Raw genomic sequence first — 7,916 nt, 5'->3', positions numbered from 1 at the left:
GGGGCCGCGAACACGCGCGCGCCAGCGCGCCAACAGACACAGCTCGCGTACCCGCTCTGGATCATCGCACTTGCGAACTCAGCGCCAGCGCGCCAAAAACTCAGCGGTTGTTGTACTGGTAAAAGCCCGCGCCGGTCTTCTTGCCGAGCAGCCCCGCCTCGACCATCCGCATCAGCAGCGGCGGCGCGGAGTACAGCGGCTCCTTGAACTCGGCGTACATCGAGTCGGCGATGGACTTGACGGTGTCGAGGCCGACCAGGTCGGTCAGCGCGAGCGGGCCCATCGGGTGGGCGCAGCCGAGCACCATGGCCTTGTCGACGTCGTCCTTGGTCGCGAAACCGGATTCGACCATGCGGATGGCGGACAGCAGGTACGGCACCAGCAGCGCGTTGACGACGAAGCCGGAGCGGTCGGCCGAGCGGACGACCTGCTTGCCGAGCACGTCACCGGCGAAAGCCTCGGCGCGCTCGGAGACCGACGCGCTGGTCTTCAGCGTGGTGACCAGCTCCACGAGCGGCAGCACCGGCACCGGGTTGAAGAAGTGCATGCCGAGGACGCGCTCGGGGTTGGCGGTCGCGACGGCGATCTTCATGATCGGGATGGAGGAGGTGTTGGAGGCGAGCACCGCGCTCGGGTCGGTGACGACCTTGTCGAGCTCGGCGAAGATCGAGGTCTTGACCTCTTCGCTCTCCAGCACGGCCTCGACGACCAGCTGACGGTCGGCGAAGTCGCCGAGGTCGGAGGTGAAGCGCAGGCGCCATGCGGCCTGCTCACGCTCACGCTCGGTGATCTTGCCGCTGCTCACCCCACGGTCCAGCGAGCGCAGGATGCGAGCGCGACCGGCAGCCGCTAGTTCCCGAGTCTGTTCGTAGACGAGCACGTCGACGTGCGCCCTGGCGCACACCTCCGCGATTCCGGCACCCATCTGTCCGGCGCCGATGACGCCGACACGCTGAATCTTCTCGCTGCTCACGTCCCGCTCCTGCTGGTCTGGTGTGGCTGGGATGGCTTGGGTCTGGGATGGCTTGGGTTTTGGTCCAAGGTATAGGGATGCCCTCCCCGCCGGGGCTGTTCGGCGGGGAGGGCGGTACACCCCTACTGGAGTAGAGGGTTGTCGGCCTGCATCACTGCGGGCTGGTCAACTCAGTGGAACTGACCCTCTTCGGTGGAGCCCTTGAGCGCCGCGGTGGAGGTGTTCGGGTCCACGGTGGTGGCGATGGTGTCGAAGTAGCCGGCACCGACCTCACGCTGGTGCTTGATGGCGGTGAAGCCACGCTCGGCGGCAGCCTTGAACTCGCGCTCCTGCAGGTCGACGAAGGCGGTCATGCCCTCGCGAGCGTAGCCGTGGGCCAGGTCGAACATGCCGTAGTTCAGCGAGTGGAAGCCGGCCAGGGTGATGAACTGGAACTTGAAGCCCATCGCGCCGAGCTCCTTCTGGAACTTCGCGATGGTCGCGTCGTCCAGGTGCGCCTTCCAGTTGAAGGACGGCGAGCAGTTGTAGGCCAGCAGCTGGTCCGGGAACTCGCCACGGACGGCCTCGGCGAACTTGCGCGCGACCTCGAGGTCCGGCACACCGGTCTCCATCCAGATGAGGTCGGAGTACGGGGCGTAGGCCTTGGCACGCGCGATGCAGGGCTCGATGCCGTTCTTCACACCGAAGAAGCCCTCGGCGGTACGGGTGCCGTCCAGGAACTCACGGTCGCGCTCGTCCACATCGGAGGTGATGAGGGTGGCGGCCTCGGCGTCGGTGCGGGCGATGACCACGGTCGGCACGCCGGCGACGTCGGCAGCCAGGCGCGCGGAGGTCAGGGTGCGGATGTGCTGCTGGGTGGGGATCAGCACCTTGCCGCCCAGGTGGCCACACTTCTTCTCGGAGGCCAGCTGGTCCTCCCAGTGCGAACCGGCGACACCGGCCGCGATCATGGCCTTCTGCAGCTCGTAGACGTTGAGCGCGCCACCGAAGCCGGCCTCGCCGTCGGCGACGATCGGAGCCAGCCAGTTGGCGACGGAGGTGTCACCCTCGACCTTGGCGATCTCGTCGGCGCGCAGCAGCGCGTTGTTGATGCGGCGCACGACCTGCGGCACCGAGTTGGCCGGGTACAGCGACTGGTCCGGGTAGGTGTGGCCGGACAGGTTCGCGTCACCGGCGACCTGCCAACCCGACAGGTAGATGGCCTTCAGGCCGGCGCGGACCTGCTGGACCGCCTGGTTGCCGGTGAGGGCACCGAGGGAGTTGATGTAGTCCTCGTTGTTCACGAGATCCCACAGGATCTCCGAGCCGCGGCGAGCGAGCGTGTGCTCCTCGACGACGGAACCCTGGAGCTTCACCACCTGGTCCGCGGTGTAGTTACGGGTGATGCCCTTCCAGCGCGGGTTGGTGTCCCAATCCTGCTGGATTTCCGCAGCGGTCTTCGGGGTGCCGGTGGTCGACATCTCTGACTCCACTTCTTCTTTGGTCGGTCGGTGCCGCTCGCCGAGATTCCACTCGGACTGCTGGAGCGACGATTTGCAGGCTTGCTAGGCCCATGGGGTGTACTTCCACACGATGGCACACCACGAAATAGCCGTCTACCTGTTGCTAATGTGAATCTCAGCTAGGTTTCGCCCGGTGAGTGCTAACTTTGCAAAGTTTGCGGGCGAATTGCAAGTAATGAACCTACCCGCAGGTAGCTCTGACGTGGGGTTTTAGCGTAACGCTCGTACTGTTTGTGATCTCCAGCCACCCCCGCGGCAACACGCCGGAGCATTCCGGTCTGTGAGTGGATTCACAGGGTGGGGCGGCCGCCCTCGGTGTGGGCCCGGACACTCTTCGCCGCGAATCGCGCGAGCGGATACGGCAGACTTGAACCGAGAATCAATCTCGATCAAGCGTCCAACTCCAGTCGGAGCATCCACGCGACGCCATCGAACAGGAGCCCCATGCGGAAACTGTGCCTCGCCGCGGCCGTCACGGCCTGCGCGACCGCCCTGCTGTATCCCTCCACCGCGAGCGCTGAGCCCGCCGCGGGCACGGTCGAGTCGGTCGCCCCGCTCGCCGCGGTCGCGACGCCGCCCGACGCGGCGGACGCGGCCCGCCTGCTCTATCGCTCCACGACCGCCGGCGACGCGCCGACCACCGCGAGCGCGGCCGTCTACTTCCCGGCCGGAACGCCACCCGAGGGCGGCTGGCCGGTGATCGCATGGGCGCACGGCACGGTCGGCCTCGGCGACGACTGCGCCTACAGCATCGCCGGCCCCGGCGCCCGCGAACGCGACTGGGCCTACCTGGGCACCTGGCTGAAGCAGGGCTACGCCGTGGTCGCCGCCGACTACGCCGGGCTCGGCACCCCGGGTGAGCACCCCTACCTCAACGGCACCGTCGAGGCGCACAACGTGGTGGACGCGGTGAAGGCCGCGACGCGGCAGTACCCGTCGCTGGCGAAGAAGTGGGTCGTGGTCGGCCAGTCGCAGGGCGGCGGCGCGGCAGTCTTCACCGCGCGCTACGCCACCGAGTTCGGCGGACCCGAACTCGACTACCGCGGCGCCGTCGGCACCGGCGTCCCCGCCTACATCGAGGACATCCTGCTGCCGCTCGGCCCCGGCATGCCGCCGATAGAGCTGGGCCCGCACACCACCGCCTACGTCCTGTACATCCTCAACGGACTGCGCACCACATACCCCGAACTCGACATCGACTCCTACCTGACCGACGCGGGCCGAGACTGGCTCACCCGCGCCCGCACCGCCTGCATCAACCCGTTCGGCGAAGAGCTCGCCGCCGCCGAAGTGGTCCTCGGCGACCTGTTCGCCCGCCCGCTCGCCCAGATCCCCGACCTCCGCGGCGTCCTGACCAGGACCATGGGCCTGCCCCAATCCGGCTACGACCGCCCGCTCTTCCTCGGCCAGGGCCTGCGCGACACCGACGTCATCACCCCCGCCACCCTCGCCTTCGCCGCCACCCTGCAAGCAGGCGGGCAGCCGGTCACCCTGCGCACCTACCAGCAGGATCACAGTGGAGCGGTGAACGCCTCCCTCCCCGACTCCGTCCCCTTCGTGCGAAACCTGTTCTTCTGAACGGGGTCTCGCACTTTGCAATACCCGCCTCGGCGTCGACATGCTGCCGTTGACCGAGGATCTGCGGGCCATCCTGGCCGGTCCCAGCGGCATGGAGGAACTTCGATGCGTCGTGACGTACATTCTTATTGTCGGCGACACCCAGGAAACCGATCTGGATCCACTCATCGATCGACTCGGTCCCCGAGCCAAGGAGGCCAGCATGACCACCGCCGAACGGCTCCGCGCCGAAGGCGAGGCCAGAGGCGAAGCCAAAGGCCGCGCGAACGCGCTGGTCGAGCTGCTGACGATCAAATTCGGAACAATCCCGGCCGGGATCACGGATGCGATCCACACCGCAGACCCGGCCGAAGTGCGCACCTGGACCACCCGCGTCCTCACCGCAACCACACTCGACGACATCTTCGCCTGACCGGCGCCGACCTGTTTCGCGCGCCGATCGGCCGTCAGCACTTCTTCCGCAGCGCCGACCGCAATTCGAGGAAGTACACTTCCACTAAGTACACGCCCGTCACAGGTGATCGGCTGATTCCCGCTCGAGACCGAGCCCCTGGCATCGTGACGCGCAGGATCGAAGTCGACGGGCAGGCGGAAGGCTAAGCGGCGTAAAGCATGTCCGAGTCGACCAGGACCACATCCTCCGCCGCAGCTGTGTCGATCAGCGCGGGCATGAAACCCACACCGCTGTAGCAAGCCAATCGCGTTCGGCTCGTGTCGAACTTGTCCGAGAGCAGGTCCCGGATCCGCCGCAACCGATCCAGATGACCGAGGCCCATCCTGTCGTTCCATTTGGCCTCGCCGATGGACAGCAGCGCTTCGCGACCGTCGGAAAGTTCACCGAAGACCGCGATATCGACTTCGTGCGTGGTCTTTTGCGCGGGTTCGTTGACCATCCCGCTCGCCACCCGGGTGACGTGCCCGCCGAAGAAGTCATCGGGCGCGTAGCCCGCAACCCAGGCGCGGCAGATCTCCTCGAAATGCGGCCCCAGCACGTTACTTTCGAAGCGGTGGCGCCGACGCTCCCACAGTCGCTCCGACCGGCGTCCATGTTCCCACTCCGTCCAGTCAGGGCGCTGGATCGCGTGGTAGAAGGCCACCAGCGGTTCATTGATCTGATAGAGCATGCGGTTCCCACGGAACGCGTCGCGCTCTCGGCGCAACAAGCCGCAGTCTTCGAGCACCGTCAGTGGATGAGTGATGTCGCTGGCTTTGCGTCCCACATACGACGCGATCCCACCGCTGGTCGCGTTGCCCTGCGCGACAGCTGCCAACACCGAGTGGTACAGGCCGGGATCGCGCAATCCGGGTTCCTCGCTGAGCAGATACCGTGCTTCGCGAAAGAGCGGGCTCGAAGGGTTGAGAACTGTTCGCAGCACCCAGTCGTCGAAGTCGTCTAGATTCACGGGTGCGTCCCCTTCGACGAACTCTCGCCGATAAGCCGGAGTTCCGCCGACGATCGCGTGCACCTGGATCGCCAACCGTGGATCACTGATACCCCAGAAGTCGGCGGCGAGCCGATAGTCCAGGGTAGGGACGATCAACTCGAGTCCCGCTCGGCCCCGCAGCGGCGCGCCACCCGCCAGCAGCGAACCCATGAACGACATCGCCGAACCACACAACAGCAGGCGGGCACGCGACCGCAATCGCTCCGGCCTGCGCGGCGCCAACGCCGATTGAATGATCGACGGCAACTCGGGACTGGCCTTCACAAGGTAGGGAAACTCGTCGATGACAACCGGAACCTCGCGGCCTTCCGTCACCGTCAAGAGCGCATCGACAGCCTGGCGCCAGTCATCGAACCGAATGGGCAGACCCGAACCACTGAACTCCGCGACCGCCGCCGCGAAGTACCGCAGTGACTCAGCCTCGGTGGCCTGGTCCGCCGCGAAGTAGAACCCTCCCGTTGCCTCGCAGACCGCCTCCAGCAGGAAGGTCTTCCCCTGCCTGCGCCGCCCCGACACCACTCCCAGCGTGGCATGCGGCTGCCCGCTCGTGACGAACCGCGCCAAGGCCCGCCACTCGCGCTCGCGGTCGAACATGTCGGCTGGCTTCTCGATGCCCAGAACCTCCGCCCCAATTTGAGGAAGTATATTTCCACTAAGTATACATCCTCAAAATCTCCGCAGGTCAGCCGGTGCCCTTGCGCATCGGATGCGGCGCGGTGGTCCAACTCGGGGTCGAGGCCAGGAAGGTGCGCTCGAATCGAGGGTGCGATGCAATCCTTCGCGCACCGGCGGCATAGATCGTGGCGGTACCGCGGCCCGGGTCACAGATGCGGACCGAATACCTCGAGCGACTGCACGTTGCTCATATTCACGTCGCGGTACTGGCGAGCGGCGCTTCGGCGGCGTAGTTGCTCGCAGCGGCGACGTCGAAAATGCCAGTCGGACGGATATTTCCGAAGCTTCGGCTGCTCTGCGCACGATGACGAGACGAGACAGCTGGCGCGCACATCGCATCCGGGACGCCGGAGGCATGGCGAGGCGGGCATCGCGTCTCGCGGCCATATCAGTCACGCCGCACCAATCGGCAGACACCCCAACGCCTCTCACGCCAGCCCGGACTCATCGGACGGCGGTAGATGATCAAACATTCTCATCCAGAGAAGTATTCGGGATTCACTCTCGTCAGCTAGGAACATCTTAGATCCGCCACGCTCGGGATAAACCGTGACCTTGTTAAGAAACTCTTCTGGATATTTCGCCAGCAACTCCACGAGCTGCTCGGTTCGATGCCGCAGGTCGGATCCACTCTCGGTTCGCCGCAGTCGTCTGATATATGTGCAGCATGTCGACTGTTCGAACGGGCCGGTAACAATGGCAAGTCGATCATCCATCGCAGCAAGTATCTCGGTGTCGCAGATCCCCGCGAGGACAGCCATCGCCAGCAGCCGCCTCAGCACACTCTCATCCATAGACCACCAGTAGCGATGATGGAGACCTCAGCGATTGGAGGAATGGGGAACTACCCTCTGGGGCAGAATGCCCTTGTCCCATTCCTTATCGAGTAAATCGAAAGCACTGAACGGATGCTTGCGTTCAATCGTAGCCTGCAGCTCGGTACCGCTCAACGGATCAACAATACTGTTGGTGTCCGATAGAGGCGCTACTTCGGACCAGTGGCATCGACGGCAGCTTCGACACCATATAAGCGAGACTCCGAGCCGTCGGGCGTTGGTGAATTCATAATAGTACCAACGTACGGTGTTATTCTTACAGTTTGGACACCGCCCCGGGTCGGTCCTGTAAACCAGGGGTCCATCGGGAGCAATGCCGACCAATTCGTCCTGCGTATACCTAGTCCATGCCACCAACGTCATGGCCTCATACAGCTAGCATCCTCGGCCCAGCATAGGCGCGAACGAGGACGAGTCCTACCAAAGGGTGATGGACCATACGCAATCAGCAATCAGGATGTCGTCGATATCCTCTGCAGTAACGATTACCTGAGCGCGAGACGAGGGGATCGAATAGTACTTGAAGTCATGGAATTCGGTATCCATCTTTCGAATCGAACTCCCTCGAAGAGCTATCGACTCCTTGAGGTCGCTCAAGGAGATTACGAGCGGAGCCTCGCCTACCAAAGCTGCTATCGAACTCGGTACGTGCGCATTCCAGCGAAGTCTGTGGACCGCAATTATCGCACTGAAACAGGTCCATCCTAGGAGCGGGTCGGATTGGAATCCAAATTCGATCAGTCCGTAGTCGCGACGGAAATTCTTCCTTCGCTTATCCATATCGTCCACATAGCTCGGGTCACCAAACGCGCCATCAATATCTGCAACGGTTGCGCCGTTTCGGAGCCCGAGCAGGGATCCCGTGCACGCAACATCGGCCAGGTACTCAGCGAACCGCGTCGTCATG

Annotated in this window: 7 protein-coding genes; 2 read left to right on the top strand and 5 right to left on the bottom strand. The window is 64.5% G+C overall.

Going from position 1 to position 7,916, the window contains the following annotated elements; all coding sequences use genetic code 11:
- Positions 1–100: 100 nt before the first annotated feature.
- The gene (locus AC3ERS_RS29160; RefSeq protein WP_431971312.1) at positions 101–973 is read right to left on the bottom strand and encodes a 3-hydroxybutyryl-CoA dehydrogenase; all 873 of its coding nucleotides are present in this window, start codon (positions 971–973) and stop codon (positions 101–103) included.
- A 170-nt stretch (positions 974–1,143) separates the two neighbouring features.
- Positions 1,144–2,433: an isocitrate lyase gene (aceA, locus tag AC3ERS_RS29155; protein WP_431971311.1), complete on the bottom strand. Its 1,290-nt coding sequence runs from the start codon at positions 2,431–2,433 to the stop codon at positions 1,144–1,146.
- Positions 2,434–2,919: 486 nt separating this feature from the next.
- On the opposite strand from aceA, the gene AC3ERS_RS29150 reads away from it, so the two are divergent.
- Positions 2,920–4,053 (top strand): alpha/beta hydrolase, encoded by a 1,134-nt coding sequence (locus AC3ERS_RS29150; RefSeq protein WP_431971310.1) that lies wholly within the window; start codon positions 2,920–2,922, stop codon positions 4,051–4,053.
- 202 nt (positions 4,054–4,255) lie between these two features.
- The gene (locus tag AC3ERS_RS29145) at positions 4,256–4,465 is read left to right on the top strand and encodes a hypothetical protein (protein ID WP_431971309.1); all 210 of its coding nucleotides are present in this window, start codon (positions 4,256–4,258) and stop codon (positions 4,463–4,465) included.
- Between the two features lie 184 nt (positions 4,466–4,649).
- Here AC3ERS_RS29145 and AC3ERS_RS29140 read toward each other — a convergent pair whose 3' ends face one another.
- The 3 genes from AC3ERS_RS29140 to AC3ERS_RS29130 all read right to left on the bottom strand — a co-directional run bounded on the left by AC3ERS_RS29140 (position 4,650) and on the right by AC3ERS_RS29130 (position 7,915).
- On the bottom strand, positions 4,650–6,092 hold the full coding sequence (locus AC3ERS_RS29140) for an AAA family ATPase (RefSeq protein WP_431971308.1): 1,443 nt from the start codon (positions 6,090–6,092) through the stop codon (positions 4,650–4,652).
- A gap of 509 nt (positions 6,093–6,601) precedes the next feature.
- Positions 6,602–6,967, bottom strand: coding sequence for a hypothetical protein (locus AC3ERS_RS29135; RefSeq protein ID WP_431971307.1), 366 nt, complete (start codon positions 6,965–6,967; stop codon positions 6,602–6,604).
- Between the two features lie 459 nt (positions 6,968–7,426).
- Positions 7,427–7,915: a hypothetical protein gene (locus tag AC3ERS_RS29130; protein WP_431971306.1), complete on the bottom strand. Its 489-nt coding sequence runs from the start codon at positions 7,913–7,915 to the stop codon at positions 7,427–7,429.
- Position 7,916 lies beyond the last annotated feature (1 nt).

The sequence above is a fragment of the Nocardia sp. bgisy134 genome (assembly GCF_057708325.1).
The sequence above is the reverse complement of the archived record's forward strand: the minus strand, read 5'-3'. Positions and strand labels throughout refer to the sequence as shown.

Bases quoted from the DNA above. Each gene is read 5' to 3' on its own strand.
- aceA (WP_431971311.1), bottom strand. From the start codon at position 2,433: ATGTCGACCACCGGCACCCCGAAGACCGCTGCGGAAATCCAGCAGGAT.
- AC3ERS_RS29140 (WP_431971308.1), bottom strand. From the start codon at position 6,092: ATGTTCGACCGCGAGCGCGAGTGGCGGGCCTTGGCGCGGTTCGTCACG.
- AC3ERS_RS29130 (WP_431971306.1), bottom strand. From the start codon at position 7,915: ATGACGACGCGGTTCGCTGAGTACCTGGCCGATGTTGCGTGCACGGGA.
- AC3ERS_RS29145 (WP_431971309.1), top strand. From the start codon at position 4,256: ATGACCACCGCCGAACGGCTCCGCGCCGAAGGCGAGGCCAGAGGCGAA.
- AC3ERS_RS29150 (WP_431971310.1), top strand. From the start codon at position 2,920: ATGCGGAAACTGTGCCTCGCCGCGGCCGTCACGGCCTGCGCGACCGCC.
- AC3ERS_RS29135 (WP_431971307.1), bottom strand. From the start codon at position 6,967: ATGGATGAGAGTGTGCTGAGGCGGCTGCTGGCGATGGCTGTCCTCGCG.